Here is a 16717-nt window from a genome sequence, read left to right as displayed (position 1 = left end):
GCGGGACGGGGGACAGATAGTGTGCAGGATGGATGTGGCCGCCAAGGAGGCTGCGATCGCTCGATTTCTCCACGAGTATCCGCAGGCAGCGGATGCCGGCCGTGGGCATCCTGCCCTCCACGGGTGTGCGAAGGTCCGCTGGTCAGAGTTTTCCGGGTGCCCTGCCGCGATCCCGGTCCTGCTGTACGGCCTTCTCGATCAGTCTGCCGGGGCCGAGGCCGAGCGTGTGCTCACCAACACCATGTTCAGCATCGCCGAGATGAACCCGGCCATGCCGGAAGTCCTGGCGTTCTTGCTTCGTCTCGCAGGCGACCCGCAGGTTCCTGAGCGGTCCGGACTGCTGGCTTGTCTGGTCACCGTCGCCGACTACTCGGAGCCGATCGATTCCGGCAACGAGGCCATGGCGCTGTGGTTCGGCAGCGACAGCGATCATCCCGAGCGCGAGCAGTGCAGGGCCGTGTTCGCGCAACACGCGAGTGTGGTGGCGATGCTGCCGGAGGGCCTGATCAACCCGGAAAGCCGGGCGAAGCTTCGGCGGGCCGCCGGACTTCTGTGAGATTCCCGCGTTCAGGCCACCTGCGCGACCGCAGAGGCTGAGGCGGGGAAGGCGGTGGGTTCGTCGAACAGCTCATGGTGCTGGAGGCAGTGGTAGAGCTGCCCGAGCATGCGATTGAAGAGGTTCCGCTGGGCGGCTGCGTGCCAGTCACCGTGGTCGTCGCGACGTCTGCGGTAGTGGGCTTTGGCACCGGATGAGGCGGAAATGGCGGAGAAGGCCCACAGGTAGCCGGCATGGTTCAGGCGGTCGTTCTTCACCCACCGTCGAGTGACGTTCGACTTCTTGCCGGAGGCCCGGGTGATGGGTGAGGCGCCCGCGTAGGCCTTCAACCCGCGGGCGTCCGCGAAGCGTTGGCGGTCGTCTCCGATCTCGGCCAGCACCCGGGCGCCGAGCTGGACGCCGAGGCCGGGGAAGCTGAGGATGATCTCCGCGTCCGGGTGCTGAGGGAACGCTTCGTCCACCGCTTCCTCGAGGTCGTTGGCGGCTTTGGAAGCGGCTTCCAACTGGATCAGGAGGGCGAGCATCTGCCTGCCGAGTGCGTCCTCGACCATCGGTGGCTGGTGAGCCCAGTCGGCTCGGAAGACATTGCGAAGCCGGTCAGCTTCCGCCTCGATGCCGCGCTGGCGGCCGGCGCGCCTGAGGGTGGCCTGGAGCTGCGTGCGAGTCAGCCTTGCGGCTCGCGTCGGAGTAGGAGCGAGGCGGAGGAGTTCGTGGGCTTCGGGCCGGCACAGGCCCTTCTTCCACGGCTCCACGGCCGCCAGGGCAGCGGGGTAGTACTCACGCAGCAGGGAGCGGAGCTGGTTTGCGATCTGCTGGCGGTTCCAGACGGCGTCCTGCTGAGCGCGAGCGAGAACCGCGACGGCGCGGGCAAGGTCACTATCCTGCGGCAGCGGGCGGTGGGCGTGCATGTCGGTGCGCAGGATGTTCGCCAGGACCAGGGCGTCGCCGGGATCGGACTTCTTGCGGGAGACGGCGTGCCGGTCGCGGTAGCGGGAAGCGGCCATCGGATTGATCGCGAACACCTTCCGTTTGCCAGCTCGCAGCACCGCAACCAGCAGGCCGCGGGAGGTTTCGATCGCGACCGGGATCGGGTTCTCCTCACTGTCGCCGTAGTCGGCAAGCAGGTCCAGCAGGATTTTGTAGCCGGCCGCGTCGTCGGTGATATGCCGCTTGGCGAGCAGCTGGCCGCTGTCGTCGACTAGGGCGACGTCATGGGTGCGCTCGGCCCAGTCGATGCCGCAGTAGATCAAGTCTTCCCCTTCGCCGTGCTATTTACGTCTGTTCACGAGCTCATGCGGGCCACGCAGCGACCTAATCCCAGGACTCAGCCTTCACGGCTGGTCCGCCACCTCAGTAGCTGTTCGTGGCACCAGCTCGGTCCGCGGGCCTCGGTCTATGCCGGAGCTCAGTGGCTCGGGCTTCACAAGAGGTCACCGCGGAGCGGGCTCGCACCACAAACTCCAACGAGTGATCTTTCGAGTGGTGTTGACGCACGGTGACGCTGGGCGTCGCCGCTCTGCACGGAGGCATCACGGCCAGGTAGAGCAAAGGCGTCCGCCCAGCGCCAGCGTGCGCCAACACCCGGAACGTCTTCGTGGAATGTGGGCGCCCGCCCCGGCGTATGCCCACAGTCCTGCCGACTTGTATCCCGCGGTCCGTGGTGGCGGCCGGTGAGGTACCCGAGGCGTGCCCCGTCTGTCCGAAGGCCTCATGGGCCAAGCCGACCGCTTGCACCCACACGGCCACCACCACTCGAACAATCCGCCGGATTACTCGCCTCGTCGGACCGCCCTTAGCTACGGATTAGGTAGAGCAGCGGCAGCACCTCACTGATCTTCGGGGACTTGCGGCACCAGGGCGGCAGGATCGCCGAGGAGAACCGCTTGCGCTCACCCGTCGTGTCATCGACGCGCTTATCGTTCACGCGCGGGGCCCGCACCTCGACCGTCCCGGCAGCCGTGGTGACCTTCCTCGGCTGGTGGTAGCCGTTGCGCACGACCAAGCGGCGACCGTCGCCGTCCCGTTCACCAGCCAACTCGGCTATGTAGCTGTTGACTTCGGCTTCCAGCGCGGCGGCCAGCATCCGCCGGGCGCCCTCGCGGACGATCTCGTCGATCAAGGAGCCGTTTGGCGTGGAACCGTCAGCATTGACTACCGTGAGCACGGGCGTGCCTTCCCGACCGACGCGCCAACGTCGGCCTACTCGATGACCATCACAGGATCATTCGGGAAGGTACGCCCTTCGCGTTGCCTCCCCGACACCGATCCACAGACATCCGAGCTTGCTAAGGAGTCAAGCCGCGAGCGTCACCGGCGCCGTGGACGTGGCGGGGAACGCCTTGCCGGGATCGAACTTCTGCCCTGTCTGCAGGCAGTGGTGGAGGCATCCCAGGAAGCGGTTGAAGACGTTGCGCATGGCGGCGGTGTGCCGGTCGCCGAGGTCCCGGCGGCGGTCGTATTCGGCCTTGACCTGTGGGGAGGGCAGTGCGCCGAAGATCCATACGTAGCCTGCGGCGGCCAGGCGCTGATTCTTCACCCGGCGGTGGCGCACGAGGTGGCTCTTGCCGCTGGCGATGGTGACTGGCGCCGAGCCGGCATACGCCTTCAGGGCGCGGGCGTCGGCGAAGCGGGTGCGGTCGTCACCGATCTCGGCCAGGACACGTGCGCCGGTGAGCGGCCCGATCCCGGGGAAGCTGCCCAGGATTTCGGCGTCCGGATGCCCGGCGAACGCCTCGGCCGCAGCCTCGGCGAGGTCGTCGGCTGCCCGGCAGGCGGCATCCAACTGGGCGACCAGCGCGAGAGTTTGGCGCCCCATCGCCCGTTCAACGAGCGGCGGCTGGTGCAGGTAGTCGCCGGTGAAAATGGTGCGCAGCCGTTCCACCCAGACCTCGATGTTCCGCTGTCGTCCGGATCTGCGCAGGGCGGCCCGCAGCTGGGCACGGGTCAGGCGGGCGGCCGTGTCCGGGTCGGGTGCCGCGGCGAGGACCGCGCGTGCTTCCCGGGAGTCCAGGCCGACGCCGCGGACGGCGAACGCCGCGAGGGCCGCCGGGTAGTACTGCTTGAGGTGCGAGCGCAGCTGGTTGTTGAGCTGGGCGCGGTTCCACACCGTGTCCTGCTGGGCGCGGGCGAGGACGGCGATCGCCCGGACCAGTTCTGAGTCGGCGGGCAGCGGCCGGTGCACGTCGGCGTCGGTCCGCAGGATATTGGCCAGCGTCATTGCGTCGGCGTGGTCGGACTTCGCGCGGGCACTGCGGTGCCGCTCGCGGTAGCGTGCCACCGCCATCGGGTTGATCGAGTACACCTTACGGCCGGTGGTGCGCAGGCAGGCGAACACCAGACCGCGGGCGGTCTCCACCGCGACCGGTATCGGGGCTTCAGCGCAGTCACCGGCTTCTGCGAGCAGGGCAAGCAGCTGGCGGAAGCCGTCTGCGTCGTCCTTGATGCGCTGCTTGGCGAACAGCTTTCCCGTCTCGTCGACCAGCGCCACGTCGTGGTGGTCTTCCGCCCAGTCGATCCCGCAGGTGATCGTCAACTCCGGCTCCCTACGCTTCGTGCTCGTCCTGGTGTGTGAGCCTGCGCAGGGCGCGCCGCGACCTAATAGGAGGGCTCGATGGCCCGACATCCGATGAGCAGTTCGCAGCCCCAGCTCCCCGCACGGTCCCCGGTCTCTGGAAGGAGCTCGGCGGCTCGCGTGGTGAGGGAGAGGTGGCCGTACGGACGGCTCAGGTCACGATCATGACGTCATCGTGGAGATGTGCGACGTACTCCGGCAGATACACGGTGACGGGGCCCTCTGCCTGTGGAGAGGAGTCCAGCTCCAGGTCTTGAGTAGGGGTCACCCGTCACCGTGCACTGCTATTAGGTCTTGAGCATTGCTCCACGCAGGTGACACCAGCCACGGCCACGCCCACCACTCGCCAGCAGCCAGCCCTCACGCACACCAAAAGAAACGACCTCTAACAGTGGGTACTGGCCCCGTCTGTGAGGTTCGGTTGGCCCCCATCACGAGCGGAGGGACAGCAGGATCCGGCGTCTATGCAGGTTGATCCCAGCGACTTCGACCATGACCTCATCATCAATCTGCAAGACGCTCTCAGGCTGATCCGCATCCCGCTCTGCGAGCTCATGGATCGGAACCAGTCCCGCGAAATTCTCGTGGACTTGCACAAACGCTCCGATCCTCACGACCCTCTCCACCCGGCCCGGAATCACGCGACCGAGCTGAACGCGAGCGAACTCATCAAGCGGATCCGGATAAAGCGCCTTCAGCGAGAAGGAAGCCCGTTCCCGCTCGACATCGACGTCCAGGACCACGATGGTGACCTCCTGCCCGACCTCCACGATGTCCGACACCGCCTCGAAGTGATGAGCCCAGGTCAACTCGGCTGTGTTCACCAGTCCGTGGAAGCCTCCGATGTCGACGAACGCGCCGAACCTCTCGATGGACGACACCGCCCCTTTGCAGACCTGGCCCCGCTCCAGCGTCTCCAGGACCGTCCGGCCACCTTGGTCTGCCGTCTCCGCCATACCGCCACCCCTTCGTCAACGGCCAAGACTCTCACGTCAGACCAGCGCGAGAGAGGCGGCAGAACGGTCTGAAGGTGGGGCCAACTCTCGTTGTTACTTCCGGCCTTGAAGATCAGGAAGTGGGGCCAGAACTCGTTGTTGGGTGGGGCTACGACTCATCGGTGAAGCCACTACCGCCCGCATCATCCCCTTTTGCGTGCGCGATGCTGTGCACCGAAGGGAGAACTCTCCCTCCCGCACCCGCTCTTGGCCCTTCAGGCTGGGTGAGCTGGTGCGCGGTGCGGTGCGCTCTCCCGAACGGCGGTGCGCGCGCCGCGCAGGAGGGACCTGCCTCGTGCGCACCGGACAGGGAGGCAACCGCACCGGTGCGCGCCGCTGGTGGGGGAGTGCGTTGCGTCGTGCACGACGCAACGCGCCGCGCGCCCGGTGGGTGCCGCGCCGCGTGTGGGCGGTGCGCGGTTGTACGGGCTGGTCAAGGCCGGAAATCCAGTCGGGCAGAAGCGTTTTGCCGCCAACGATCAGTAATCGACCCACCGTGTGGAGTGGTTCCGGCTACAGGTGTGCTGGGACGTTCATACGACGGGGAGGGCTGGTCGGTGGTTCTGACGATGAACGTGGCGGTGCTGCTGGCGGTCATCATCGTCTTGCGGCTGGGGCGGCGTACGCAGGCCCGCAGCCGTAACGACGAGAAGCTGACCGTCGTCATCGTGCTGGTCTTCGGCGTGCTGATCGCCCCTACCGCGTTCGGCCAGACTGTCTTCGACGTGGTCGGCCAACTCGCGCAGGGCGTGACCCAGTCGGGCAGCCCCTGAGCCAGGGTCTTTGAGAAGTGATCTTGTGTCCGGGTTCGTCATGTCAGGCCGAGGGTGGTGAGGGGCCTCAGGTGGTTTCGGGCGGTGTGGCGAAGGGCGGCTGCGATGTTGGTGTGGCCGTCCTGACGGTGGACGCCTATGGCGAGGTTGCGCAGGCCGGCCATGACGCGGGGTAGGTGGCGGGTGCGGATATGTGAGGCGTCCTCGTGGAAGGTGCGGTCGCGGACGTGGTGCAGCTGGTTCTCGATGCGCCAGTGGCCGCGGATCCAGGCCGCGAGTTCGCTGCCGTCGGCCGCGCCGGGCGGCAGGCTCGTGACCAGGTAGATCCGTTCGATCGTTAGTCTGCCCGTGCCCATGTCCCTTCTCCAGCGCACGACTTGGAGGGCCTGGCGTGCGTGGGGATAGTCGATGTGGGCGAACGCGGCTGTCTTCAGACGGCGGATCTCGTCGCGGTGGTGGGCCCGGGTGCGCTCGGCGTGGTCCAGGCGGATGTCGCGCCAGGGAAGACGGCGGACCCGCTCATGCAGTCCGGGGTGGTTCCGCTTGATGACGGCCAGGTAGTGAGCCCTGCGTTCGTGCAGGTAGGAGGCGTGGTCGTGCTGGGTGTGCAGGGCGTCGGCGGTGATCACAGCGTCGGTCAGGTCGATGCTGTCCAGGAGCGGGGCGAAGGCTGGGATCTCGTTGCTTTTCCTGTCGATCTGTCGTTGGGCGAGGACCTGGCCGCTATGGGTCATGGCGGCGATCAGGACGATGGCCGTCCGCTTTGCGCTGCGGGAGCCGCGGAGTGTCTTGCCGTCGACGGCGATGACCTTTCGTCCCGGGGCTGGGGTCTGGCGTTCCTGGAGGAAGTGTCCGATGGCGCGGTCGAGGGCGTCTCCGTCCGCGGTGGCCAGGACGAGGCGGATGGTCGTGGCATGGGGCGGGCGGATCAGACCGGTCAGCGGGTCGGGCCGGAACTCGAGCAGGGCCAGGACGCGCTGCGGCGCGTCGGTGACCCACTCGCCGATCGCCGTGATCGAGGCGGCGCCGGCCAGAACGGCGGCGGCCGCAGCGGTGAGCAGGGCCGTCCATGGGTGACGGATGCCGCGGCGGGCCCGCGGGTCAGGCACCGTGGCCAGATAACTCCGCAGGTCAGCGACTGTCTCCAGCGGGACTGGACCGGAGGCTTCCCCCAGTTGCTGAAGGCATGACGGCATGCGGGAAGATGGGTGCGCAGGCATGGACTCGCTCGGTGCTCATACGGACTCGACACCCACATGATCACCAGCGGCCATGCCTGTTCTGCGTCCAGGGGCACCGCCGCCAGAAGCCGACAAGCCGTCACATCCGGCTCTCAGCAGGCGAACCGCCCACTTCGGCACTTCTCAAAGACCCTGGCCCCTGAGCGCTGTGCACTTCCCGACTCCGCCGCCCCGATGCCGCGGCGGTGTGGCATCGGCCACGGACAAACCATCCGGTCCAGGGGTGGTCAAGGGTCATAACGGACGCTGCGGGCCGGGATGAACAGACCGCGGACAAGGGGTGCTTCCTCACGGTGGCTTGGGCCCGTACGCCTCGTGCGTGCGGGCCGGACCTGTCACCGATCCAGCCGCGCGCGGCCGGAGAATCCCGAGGACACGATGACCACCGCACCCACCCCGCACACTCCGGCGGCTCCGGCGAACACTGCTGCGACGGCGAGCCCCGCTCCGGGCCCTGCGGCAAGCCCCGCTCCCAGCCCCGCAGCCCCAGGCCGCCGCCTGACGGTCGTTGCTGACCAGACCCCCGATTCGCCTGCCCCGGCCGGTTGCAACTCCTCTTCTCCCAGTACTGATGTACCTGGAGAAGCGTCCCGGGCCCGGAAGACGGCGGCGAAGGCCGGCGCGGAGATCCGCGGCGAGGTCCTGCTCACCCTCGCCCAGCTGCGGCTGGCCACGCCCCGCCAGCTCAAGGCGCTGCTGCTGTCGCACCAGCAGGACACCGACCACGTCCGGCGGGCGCTGCGCAACCTGCTCGCCGAATCCCCGGCCCTGGTCGGCCGGACCCACCGCAAACAGCAGAGCTACTGGTACTGCACCCCGGCCGGTCTCGCCGAAGCCGCCGCGTCCGGCGAACTCGCCCACCGGGCCGGCCGGACCACCGGGAAGCGCATCGCCGCCAGCAAGACGGGTCTGCGTGAGCACGGCCTCGCCCTGGTCGACACCGCCGTCGCCTTCCACGAGGCGCAGGCGGCCCATTTCTCCGACTGGCAGGTGGAAGTCGCCCACCCCACTCCGGCCGGGAACCTGGTGCCCGACGGCGTGGTGCTCCTGGCCGACGGCTCCAGTGCGTTCGTGGAGATCGACCGTACGATGTCCTATGCCCGCCTGGTCGCCAAGCTGGAGCGCTACGACGCCTACCGCAACGCACCCGCGAGCGGACGCGGCAACGCCGCCCGGGCCCCGCGCAGTCACTGGCAGGAGACCTACAGCGGGCCGTCCATGGACCGGCCCTTCCCGCCGCTGCTGTTCGTCTTCGCCCCGGCTGCGCGCCGCGCGGCCCCGGCAACGAGGGAGGCCGCCTTCCACGAGCGAGCCCGCCGCGTCTCAAGCGTCAACTACCGGAGCATCGTGGCGACCACGACCCTGGCGCAGCTGACCCAGCACGGCCCCGCTGAGCCGGTGTGGCGCGTGGCCGGCCGCCACGCGGGAGAGGAGCGCTGCTCTCTGGACGCATTGCCGAAGGCGCGGTGAGCACGGCGTGCCCGGCCTCCACCCAGGCCCGGGCACGCCACCCGTACCTCCGTTGTCAGTAGGGGCTGGGAGGCTGGCCGGATGAACGGAGACGAGCAGCTGCTGCGCGGCCGGGTCTACGGCTCGTTGACTGAACTAAGATAGATGTTTTCGCAGGTCAGGAGCCTTGTCTGCTAGCTTCCCGGGGTGCCTGAAACAAGAGGTCCCGGGAGGGATCTGTCGACGTTCGTACTGCCTGAGATCGGCAAGCTGTACGAGACGGGTGATCCGTGGGAGCCGTACCGACTCCTGGACCCCGCCGGCGGTCCAGTCCAGCCTGTCGAGCTGTACTTCACGGATCTGCTCGCGAGCCACACCCCCGCCACGACTCTGCGGTCGTACGGGAATGATCTGCTGCGGTGGTGGCGGTTCCTGTGGGTCCTCGGCATCGAGTGGGACAGGGCGACCCGGACGGATGCCCGCGACTTCATGCTGTGGATGCAACTGGCAGACAAGCCGGTTCGCGTGCACTGGCGCCACCGCGGAAGACCGGACGCGAACCCGCCGGCTCGCCCGACAGACAAGCCTTCACCCGGGACACCGAACCCGGTGACCGGCAAGACAACCGTCGGGAAGAAGTACGCTAAGAGCACACAGGCCCACTGCGAGACCGTGCTGCGGACGTTCTACGACTTCCACCTGGAAGCCAACTCCGGTTCACTGCTGATCAATCCCTTCCCTCTGGACCGCTCGCGTCGCAAGGGCCGGGCGAACGCCCACCACAACCCGATGGACGAGTTCAAAAACGCACGGAAGGGTCGCTACCGCCCCACCGTTCCGGAGCGGATCCCGCGCCGAATACCGGACGACAAGTACACCGAGGTCTTCGCGGGCCTGCGCTCGCACCGTGACCGGGCTCTGCTGGCCTTCTGGGTTTCCACCGGCGCCCGCGCCAGCGAACTCCTGACCTCGCAGGGGCGAGACGCGCTTCCCGGGCAGCAGCTCATCGGCGTCATCCGCAAGGGCACCAAGAACTACCAGCAGCTGCCCGCATCACCGGACGCGTTCGTCTGGCTTCGGCTCTATCAGGAAGAAGCCTGGAGGAAGGGCGTCCCTCGAGGCCGCGGCGAGCCGCTGTGGTGGACGCTACGGCGCCCTTGGCGAACGCTGAACTACCACGCGGCACGCGCCATGTTCGTCCGGGCCAACGAGCTTCTGGGATCGAACTGGACCCTCCACGACCTACGGCACACCGCGACATTCCGGATGACCGAGGACCCGGAGATGTCACTGGTCTACGTCCAGCACATCCTCGCCCACAAGTACCAGACGACCTTGCAGAAGTACCTCAACCCCAGCAAGGACGAGGTCATCACCGCCGGTCTCGCTCACTTCGCCCGCCTGGAGCTCAGGCGCAAGAACCCTCCCCCGGCCCCTTCGGCGTCGGCCTACAACCCGGAATCCCTCAACGTGTTGTTCGGAGGACCTCGCTGATGCTGACGACCCTCGCGGACGCGAGCCCCGCCGCGCAGGCCAGCCGCAAGTCGCATTCCCTTGTCGGTGCCGAGGCGGCTGATCTGTTCCGACGATTCCCCGCACGGACGCGCCCCGCGGCCTGGCCCGAGACGTACTTGAGCCGTGACGCCCTCGCTGACCGGCTTCAAGATCTTGAGCTTGCACTGCCCGGCCCCGAACTCACCCGCAGGAGGCGGCGAAGAGGTGCCCGCGTTCTGTTGAGCTGGCTGGCAACCCAACCAGGGGACACCTGGCAGCAGCGATGGCTGGCAACGCCAGCCGCGACTACGCCGGATCAGTGGTACGTATTTGCCCAGGAGTGGGCCCGGACCAGCGGCGCAGGGAAGCCCAAGACACCCGAAATCCAAGCTGGTATGCAACTGCTGATCTGCGCGGATGCCATCCGCCCCGATCTGGCATGGCTTCTCGGGACCATTTCACGCACCCTTCGGCCGGCCATCCGGGCATGCCGCGACCCTGAAGGATTTGCCCGCCTCGAAGCGGCTGGGATTCCGATAGACGGCGGCGCGAGAGCCACAGCCGAGGCCCTCAAGGCGATCGTGCGCATCATGGTGGCCTACGGAGGCACCATCGAGGACATCACCGTCGGCGACTTCCTCGCGATGCAGGCAGCAGCGAGCGGGACCAACGAAACCCGTGGTGTTCGGCTGGCCTATCACTGGCTCAGAGAGCAGGGGCGATTCCCCTCCGATGCACCAGAAACGTTGATCAGCTTCGCCCGGCGATCCGGCCAAGTCACCCCAGGGATGCTGGTCGACCGCTACCAGCTGAAATGCCAGCCGGTCCGTGACCTCCTGGTCGACTACATCACCGAACGTCAGGCCACGCTCGACTACAGCTCGCTCCGGCACCTGTCAGCCGTCCTCGCAGGTCTGTTCTGGTCCGACCTCGAAAAGCATCACCCGGGCATCGACTCACTGCGACTGAGCGCCGAAGTGAGCACGGCCTGGAAGGCTCGCATCGCGACGAAAACCGTCCTGCGCCGACAGCCAGACGGCACCCGAGTTGAGGTCACCGAGCCCAGAGTGACTGCCCCGGCAATCAAGCAAATCGTCAGGGCGTTCTACCTGGACATCGGGCAATGGGCACTCGAAGAGCCGGAACGCTGGGGCCCGTGGGCCTCACCGGCCCCCATCAGCGAAGCCGAGTGCTCAGTCAAGAAGCTGGAGCAGCGGCAGAAGTCTCGCTCCGACCAACGCACCCGCGAACGCCTCCCGGTCCTGCCCGTTCTGATCCGCGTCGCCGAACGCAGACTGAACGAGGCGAGGGCTCGGCTCGACGCCCTGAACGTTGCGCCGCTGGCCTCCACGTTCACAGTGCTTGGCGAGAGCTTCACCGTCCCCCGCAAGTCGACACGGCTCGATGGCAGACCTGTTTCTGTCCGAGATGAACAGGGCCGACGTCGCGAACTGGGCAGCGAAGAGAAGCGGGCCTTCTGGGCCTGGGCGACGATCGAGATCTTGCGGCACACCGGAATCCGGATCGAAGAACTTCGGGAACTCGGCCACCACAGCATCATCAGCTACAAACTGCCCACCACCGGAGAGGTCATCCCGCTCCTGCAGATTGCCCCGTCGAAGACCGATCAAGAGCGGCTGCTGCTGGTCACTTCTAACTCGCCGACGTCCTCAGCACCGTCATCTCACGAGTCCGCGGAGCTGACGGCACCGTCCCGGTCATCGCCAACTACGACTCCCACGAGCGAACTTGGAATCCACCAATGCCGCTGCTCTACCAGTGGAACATGAGCGGCGAGGACCGCAGGATCTCCGACAACACGATCCGCGACGGGCTCAACGAGACACTTGCAGCATCCGGGCTCACTGACGCCGCAGGCACCCCCCTGACGTTCGAGCCCCATGACTTCCGGCGAATCTTCATCACAGATGCCATCCTCAACGGCTTGCCTCCTCACATCACGCAAGTAATTGCAGGTCACAGCAACATCAACACAACGATGGGCTACGCCGCGATCTACCCCAAGGACGCGATCGAAGCGCACCAAGCGTTCATCAGCCGCCGCCGTGCACTCCGACCGACCGAGGAATACCGAGCAGTGACACCAGACGAGTGGCAGCAGTTCCTCGGCCACTTCGAGCGCCGCAAACTCGCTCTCGGAGACTGCGGACGAGCATACGGAAGCGACTGCGTTCATGAGCATGCCCCGTTGACTGAACGAACCAGGTTGATTGTGCAGTTCAGGGCACAGGTGAGGTTGCGGCCCAGTACGGTCTGCGGTCGTGATGAACGATCGTGTGCCCGAGCGGGATCTATCGAGGTTGGCCGTTCCTCCGTGGGGTCGGCTGGCGGAGACCGGCGACCGGTACGAGCCCTACCGGCTCGTCGACGCCGACGGCGCGGTCGTGGCGCCAGTCGCGGTGTTTTTCCAGGAACTGCTCGCAGCCGGGAAGGCGGCGGCGACCGTCCGCTCCTACGGCATGGACCTGCTGCGCTGGTGGCGGTTCCTGTACGCGGTCGAAGTGCCTTGGGATCGAGCGACACGCGTGGACGCTCGGGATTTCAGCCGCTGGATCCAGCTGACGGTCAAGCCGCGAGCAACCGCGGCCAAGCGGCGGCCAGCCCGCACCATCGGCACCCCGAACCCCGTGACCGGGAAGACGAGCCCTGGGCTCGGCTATGCCCCGTCGACCGTCGCCCACAGCGAGACGGTGCTGCGCAAGTTCTACGACCTGCACCGTGATGCCGGATCCGGGCCGTTGCTCAACCCGTTCCCGCTGGACCTGGCGCGTCGTTCCGGCCGCGCACACGCACACCACAACCCGATGGAAGCCTGGGCGCCAGAGCGGACCGGCCGCTACCGGCCCACGGTTCCGCGCCGGATTGCGCGCTCGATCCCGGACGAGTGGTTCAACTCGCTGTTCGCGGCGCTGCGGTCGAACCGGGACCGGGCAATGATCGCGTTTTGGATCTCCAGCGGAGTCCGGGCCTCGGAGCTGATCGGCGTCCGGCAGTGCGACATCGACCCAGGGCAGCAGCTGATCAGCGTTGTGCGGAAGGGCTCCCGAGCACGGCAGCAGGTGCCGGCCTCGGCAGATGCGTTCGTATGGCTGCGGCTCTACCAGCAGGAGCTGCACGGACTGGTGCCGAGGGGTCGGACACAGCCAGTGTGGTGGACGCTACGGCGTCCGTTTCAGCCGCTGACCTACCACGGCGCCCACCGCATGTTCGAGCGGGTAAACGCAACCTTCGGCGCGGACTGGACCCTTCACGACCTTCGCCACAGCGCCGCCGCCCGCATGGTGCGCGACCCGGCGTTGACGCTGACCGACGTGCAGTGGGTCCTCGGACACGCGCATCTGACCACGACCGAGATCTACCTCGCGCCGCGCCAGGACGAGGTCGGCGCCGAGGTGCTGGCCCACCACGCCCGGCAGGCAGACCGGCAAACCGAGCCGGTGCCGCCGCCTCCCGCACCCGGCTACAACCCGGAAGCCTTGGATGTGCTGTTCGGGCGGTCTTCATGACCACCACCACGAAGCACTCGACCCGCCGACAACTGCAGACCGCAAATGCAACAGTTGAACAGGCCCGAGCACGGAACAACGTACTGCGGGAACGGTTCTCGCCCCGCTCCGCAGAGGCACGGTGGCCGACGACAGCGCAGTCGGCGGACGAGGTGCTGCGGCGGCTGACGGCGCCACCGTTCTTGCCAGCGGCCAACGCCACCCGGGCCGGGCGGCGGCGCGGGGTCACCAAACTTCTGCGCTGGATGTCCAGCCTCCCCGGAGATACCTGGCAGCAGCGGTGGAAGGCCAGCCGCGCCGAGGACATCCCCGGCGCTGACTGGACGGATCTCCCGCTGCGATTCTTGCGCCAGAGCGGGCCGTCACCGTCGTATGAGCGCGTTGACCTGACCTCCGGGCTGCTGATGCTGGCCTGCGGCGACGTCATCCGTCCCGACCTAGCCTGGATGCTCACCCGCACCCACAAGCACCTGGCGCCGGTCATGGCCGAGGTCCGCGACCCCGAAGGGTTCGCACGGCTGGCACAGCTGGCCGAGTCCGGGCCGGTCAGCGCCCGGGGGGAGGCCACCATCGCGGCGACTCGGATCGCGTTGCTCCTGGCCTGCAAGGGCGGCTCGATTGCTGACATCACCGTCGGCGACTGCGTGGAGCTGGTCGACACCCTGCGTCGGGTCCATGTCCGCGGGGGTCAGCGCAAGGTCGACTTCTACCTTCGGCTGCGGGCCTTGGGTGTCTTCCCTGAGGACGCCCCGGCCACGATCCGGGCGTTCGGACTTGCGGCCGGCCAGCTGAGCATCGAAGAACTCGTGGATCGCTATCCGATCCGGTGCCGCCCGGTCCGCGACCTGATCGTGGACTACCTGCGCGAACGGCAGCCGTCGTTGGACTACACCAGCCTGGACGCAGTGTCGCGGACGCTGGCCGGGCTGTTCTGGACCCGGATCGAAGTGCTATCACCGGGCATCGACTCCCTGCGCCTGCCACCACCACTCGCCCGGGCCTGGAAGACAGACATCGCCACCAAGAAACGCACCACGATCGGTCCGGACGGCACCGCCGCCGAGACCGCCAGCCCCCGGCTGAACGCCAAGGACGAGCTCATCCGCGTCCGCGCCTTCTATCTGGACATCGCCCATTGGGCTGCGGAAGAGCCGGCCCGCTGGGCGCGGTGGGTGGTGCCCTGCCCGATCAGCGACGAGGAGATCAGCAAGGCCAAGGACCGCAAACACCGCAAGGCCCGGATGGACCAGCGCACCCGCGAACGGCTTCCCGTCCTGCCGGTGCTGGCCGACACCGTCGACCGCAGGCGACGCGCCGCAGCCGAACTACTGGCTGCCACCGAGCACACTCGGCCCGGGGATTTGATCCCCGACACCGCCGGGGCTTTGCGCAGAGCAGTCGCGCCCAAGGCCGCCGGGCACCTGATCTGGGCCGAGGAGACCTCGACCGGGCGGCGCCGGAACCTCACATACGAGGAGAACGAAGCCTTCTGGGCCTTCGCCGTGATCGAGGTCCTGCGCTTGACCGGCATCCGCAACGAGGAACTCCTGGAACTGACCCACCACAGCATCACCGAATACCGGCTCCCCAGCACCGGCGAAGTCGTGCCCCTGCTGCAGGTCGCCCCCTCCAAGACCGACAGCGAACGGCTCCTGCTGGTCAGCCCGGAACTGGCGGACATCCTCTCCACCATCATCCGCCGCCTGCGGGGAAGCAGCCGCGCGATCCCGTTGGTGACCTCCTACGACGTCCACGAGCGGGTCTGGAACCCGCCGATGCCGCTGCTGTTCCAACGCGATATCGGCACCGAACACCGCGCTTTCACTCCGACCGCGCTCCGCAAGCTTCTGATCAACACGCTGGCCACCACGGGCCTGACCGATGCCGGCGGCGAACCGCTCGTCTTCTCCCCGCACGACTTCCGCAGGATCTTCGTGACCGAAGCCATCATGAACGGCCTGCCACCGCACATCGCGCAAGTGCTCTGCGGGCATCGGAGTCTTGACACGACGATGGGCTACAAGGCGATCTACCCGGCCGAGACCATCGAGGCTCACCGCGCCTTCATCGCCCGTCGCCGGGCCAGTCGACCCAGCGAAGAGTATCGGACGCCGACCGAGGAGGAATGGGACGCTTTCCTCGCGCACTTCGAGAAGCGCAAGGTCTCCATCGGCACCTGCGGTCGCGCCTTTTCAAGGCCTTGTATTCATGAACACGCTTGCGTTCGTTGCTCGCTTCTCCGGCCGGACCCGGCCCAGCGCGGCCGGTTGGAGGAGATCCGCGACAACCTCGTCGCCCGCATCGCCGAGGCCGAGCGCGAGGGCTGGCTCGGGGAGGTCGAAGGGCTCAGGGTCAGCCTTGGCGGCGCCGAAGACAAGCTCGTTCACATGGACCGACGAGCTTCTGGCGGTACGGCGATCGACCTCGGCATGCCACGCATAGCCCCAGCTCAAATTACACAGGTGGAGGGAACGGCTTCGCTGACACAATCACTGGATGACCAGCAATGACATCCGGTTCGACTGCCAACACCGTGGCGATGGCGGCCCGCTCGTGATCGTCCCCCGCATCGACGGAGCACCCCTCACCGAGCTGGTCGACGGGTTCGAGATCGCCGCCGGGATGCAGCCCGCAGGCGACGCCTACGGCGGTCTGATTCCGGAGTTCTTCCGGTTCGGCCCGATGCAGGATCACTTCCTCGGACGGTCCACCAACGCGATGGGGCCGAAAACACCCGTTCTCGGTTGTGAATGCGGCGAATGGGGATGCTGGCCCCTCATGGCCCGCATCACCGCGACGACCGACTCCGTGATCTGGGACTCCTTTGAGCAACCCCATCGCAAGACCCGCGAGTACACGGCATTCGGTCCGTTCCAGTTCGACCGTCGCCAATACGACGACGCTCTGCGCGCGCTGAACGCCGCAATCGGCCCCGACGAGACGTAATCCGCACCCGCTACCGATAGTTCAGAGAAGCGTGTGTCCGCTGCCCCGTCCTGATCGTCTCCCCGACCGAGAGACCCCGCCTCATCGAGATCCGCGACAACCTGGGAGAACGGATCGCGGAAGCTGAACGGGAAGGCTGGCTTGGTGAAGTCGAAGGTCTCTCCA

General features: G+C 67.3%; 12 protein-coding genes and 2 pseudogenes. 9 read left to right on the top strand and 5 right to left on the bottom strand.

Going from position 1 to position 16717, the window contains the following annotated elements; translation table 11 throughout:
• Nucleotides 1-28: 28 nt before the first annotated feature.
• Nucleotides 29-556, top strand: a complete 528-nt coding sequence (locus OG595_RS01000; RefSeq protein ID WP_329266826.1) for a hypothetical protein — start codon at nucleotides 29-31, stop codon at nucleotides 554-556.
• An 11-nt stretch (nucleotides 557-567) separates the two neighbouring features.
• On the opposite strand, the gene OG595_RS00995 is transcribed toward OG595_RS01000, so the two are convergent.
• The 4 genes and pseudogenes from OG595_RS00995 to OG595_RS00980 form a co-directional block, all read right to left on the bottom strand.
• Complete coding sequence (locus tag OG595_RS00995) at nucleotides 568-1806, bottom strand: IS110 family transposase (RefSeq protein WP_329266824.1); 1239 nt, start codon at nucleotides 1804-1806, stop codon at nucleotides 568-570.
• Between the two features lie 554 nt (nucleotides 1807-2360).
• Nucleotides 2361-2720: pseudogene (locus OG595_RS00990) on the bottom strand (transposase); the annotation flags it as partial.
• Nucleotides 2721-2849: 129 nt separating this feature from the next.
• Nucleotides 2850-4088, bottom strand: coding sequence for an IS110 family transposase (locus OG595_RS00985; protein WP_329266822.1), 1239 nt, complete (start codon nucleotides 4086-4088; stop codon nucleotides 2850-2852).
• A gap of 470 nt (nucleotides 4089-4558) precedes the next feature.
• On the bottom strand, nucleotides 4559-5083 hold the full coding sequence (locus tag OG595_RS00980; protein ID WP_329266820.1) for a S1 RNA-binding domain-containing protein: 525 nt from the start codon (nucleotides 5081-5083) through the stop codon (nucleotides 4559-4561).
• Between the two features lie 608 nt (nucleotides 5084-5691).
• Between OG595_RS00980 and OG595_RS00975 the strand changes: the two genes are divergently transcribed.
• On the top strand, nucleotides 5692-5895 hold the full coding sequence (locus OG595_RS00975) for a hypothetical protein (protein ID WP_329282552.1): 204 nt from the start codon (nucleotides 5692-5694) through the stop codon (nucleotides 5893-5895).
• A 38-nt stretch (nucleotides 5896-5933) separates the two neighbouring features.
• Here OG595_RS00975 and OG595_RS00970 read toward each other — a convergent pair whose 3' ends face one another.
• On the bottom strand, nucleotides 5934-7091 hold the full coding sequence (locus tag OG595_RS00970; protein WP_443072935.1) for an ISAs1 family transposase: 1158 nt from the start codon (nucleotides 7089-7091) through the stop codon (nucleotides 5934-5936).
• Between the two features lie 423 nt (nucleotides 7092-7514).
• On the opposite strand from OG595_RS00970, the gene OG595_RS00965 reads away from it, so the two are divergent.
• The 7 genes and pseudogenes from OG595_RS00965 (at nucleotide 7515) to OG595_RS00935 (ending at nucleotide 16552) form a co-directional block, all read left to right on the top strand.
• Entirely contained in the window at nucleotides 7515-8606 is a 1092-nt protein-coding gene (locus OG595_RS00965; protein ID WP_329266816.1) for a replication-relaxation family protein, read from the top strand.
• Between the two features lie 186 nt (nucleotides 8607-8792).
• Nucleotides 8793-10079, top strand: a complete 1287-nt coding sequence (locus tag OG595_RS00960) for a tyrosine-type recombinase/integrase (RefSeq protein ID WP_329266814.1) — start codon at nucleotides 8793-8795, stop codon at nucleotides 10077-10079.
• Complete coding sequence (locus tag OG595_RS00955; protein ID WP_329266812.1) at nucleotides 10079-11869, top strand: hypothetical protein; 1791 nt, start codon at nucleotides 10079-10081, stop codon at nucleotides 11867-11869. The genes OG595_RS00960 and OG595_RS00955 overlap by 1 nt, the downstream gene beginning before the upstream one ends.
• A pseudogene (locus OG595_RS00950) lies at nucleotides 11842-12039 on the top strand (site-specific integrase); the annotation flags it as partial. The gene OG595_RS00955 and the pseudogene OG595_RS00950, both read left to right, overlap by 28 nt.
• A 325-nt stretch (nucleotides 12040-12364) precedes the next feature.
• Nucleotides 12365-13606, top strand: coding sequence for a tyrosine-type recombinase/integrase (locus OG595_RS00945; protein ID WP_329266810.1), 1242 nt, complete (start codon nucleotides 12365-12367; stop codon nucleotides 13604-13606).
• The gene (locus tag OG595_RS00940; RefSeq protein ID WP_329266808.1) at nucleotides 13603-16116 is read left to right on the top strand and encodes a site-specific integrase; all 2514 of its coding nucleotides are present in this window, start codon (nucleotides 13603-13605) and stop codon (nucleotides 16114-16116) included. Before OG595_RS00945 ends, OG595_RS00940 begins: the two co-directional genes overlap by 4 nt.
• Complete coding sequence (locus OG595_RS00935) at nucleotides 16103-16552, top strand: hypothetical protein (protein WP_329266806.1); 450 nt, start codon at nucleotides 16103-16105, stop codon at nucleotides 16550-16552. The genes OG595_RS00940 and OG595_RS00935 overlap by 14 nt, the downstream gene beginning before the upstream one ends.
• Nucleotides 16553-16717 lie beyond the last annotated feature (165 nt).

The sequence above is a fragment of the Streptomyces sp. NBC_01451 genome (assembly GCF_036227485.1).
Taxonomy (GTDB): domain Bacteria; phylum Actinomycetota; class Actinomycetes; order Streptomycetales; family Streptomycetaceae; genus Streptomyces.
The sequence above is the reverse complement of the archived record's forward strand: the minus strand, read 5'-3'. Positions and strand labels throughout refer to the sequence as shown.